Origin of the sequence: Synechococcus sp. H55.9 (assembly GCF_047462355.1) — a bacterium.
Classification (GTDB): Bacteria; Cyanobacteriota; Cyanobacteriia; order Thermostichales; family Thermostichaceae; genus Thermostichus.
The window spans coordinates 1-1464 of record NZ_JANSJB010000179.1; the positions used below are offsets into that span (position 1 = coordinate 1).

The 1464-nt window shown below is 59.8% G+C and carries 2 protein-coding genes; both read left to right on the top strand.

The genetic code is table 11. The annotated features are described in order from the left end of the window. Window positions 1-492, top strand: a 492-nt coding sequence (locus NW857_RS12930) for a glycosyltransferase (protein ID WP_414369194.1), incomplete at its 5' end; no start/stop codon positions are given. Between the two features lie 58 nt (window positions 493-550). Next, window positions 551-1464, top strand: a 914-nt coding sequence (locus tag NW857_RS12935; RefSeq protein ID WP_414369195.1) for a glycogen debranching N-terminal domain-containing protein, incomplete at its 3' end; no start/stop codon positions are given.

Consider the following 1464-nt stretch of genomic DNA (forward strand, 5'->3'; position numbering starts at 1 on the left):
GGGATGCCGCTGAAAGCTGCTATCAAGATTGACGCCGTGGATCGCCAGTACTATGAGTTAGAGATTAAGCCTTTGGCCAGCCGCCACCCCAATGTGGAGATCGTGGGGGAAATCACCGAGCAAGAGAAGAGCGAGTTCTTGGGCAAGGCCTATGCGGTGCTGTTTCCCATCCGCTGGCCGGAACCCTTTGGGCTGGTAATGATTGAAGCGATGGCCTGTGGCACGCCGGTGATTGCCACTCGCTTTGGCTCGGTGCCAGAAGTGATGGCCGACCGCCGCTCCGGCTTTATTGTGGACTCGGTGGAGGAGGCAGTGGAGGCAGTAGAAAAGGTGGGATCCCTTGACCGAGCTGGGGTGCGGCAGGTGTTTGAGGAGCGGTTTAGCGTTGAGAGGATGGTGTCGGAGTACGAGGCTCTTTACAACCAATTGGTGAACGAACGGCAGGAGCGCTCGAAGAAAGCCACCCCCGGCCTGTCAACCCTGCCTAGGTAAAGCCGGGGCTATCTGGGGGGCTACTGTTTTGCTCCTTTGGTTGGGTGGGAAGACGCAGATGGCCGAAGACATCATCCAGATTCAGGATCAGTACTACATCCGCGCCAGCGCTTCCATGGTGGAGGCGCGTCCCCATGTCCTCAAGCAGGACAACTGCTTTGCTATTTTTGACCGCTTGGGCAACATGCGCCCCCTAGGCATCCGGGATCACGGCCTGTTTCGCGACGATACCCGCTTCTTGTCACGGCTGGTCTTGGATTTGCAGGGGAAACAGTTTTTGCTGCTCAGCTCAGAGGTGCGGGAAGACAAGGATATTCTGGCGGTGGATCTGACCAACCCCGAGTTCACCACCTCGAAGGGGCAGTTTATCGGTCAAGATACTCTGCATGTTCTGCGGACTACTTTTTTGTGGAACAACGTGGCCTACGAGCGGATTCGCATCCACAACTACGGCTCGGAGCCGTTTCGGGTGCCGCTTACCCTGCGCTTTGAGGCCGATTTTGCCGATATGTTTGAGATTCGCGGCATCCGGCGGACAAAGCGGGGACAACTGCTGCCAGCCCAGGTGAGCTCAGAAGGGGTAACCTTGCGCTACCACGGCCTGGACGGGGTGGAGCGGCAAACCCGGATCTTGTTTTCTCCTGCGCCGGACGTGGTTTCGGAAAAGCTGGCGCAGTGGTGGGTGCCGCTGGCGCCGCAGGAGGAGCGGGACTTAGAGGTGAGGGTCGTCTGCAGCTATGGCGGCGAGGAGATCCCGCTCTTGAGCTACCAGGAGGCGCTGCAGGCGGAGCGGGAGCAGCGGGCCGTGTTGCGCTCTCTGGCCCACCGCATCGATACTGGCAACGCCCAGTTTAACGAGTGGCTCAACGCCTCGCGGGACGACCTGGTGATGATGCTGGCCCGCACCCCCTATGGGCTCTATCCCCACGCCGGGGTGCCTTGGTTTGCCACGGTCTTTGGCCGCGACGCGCT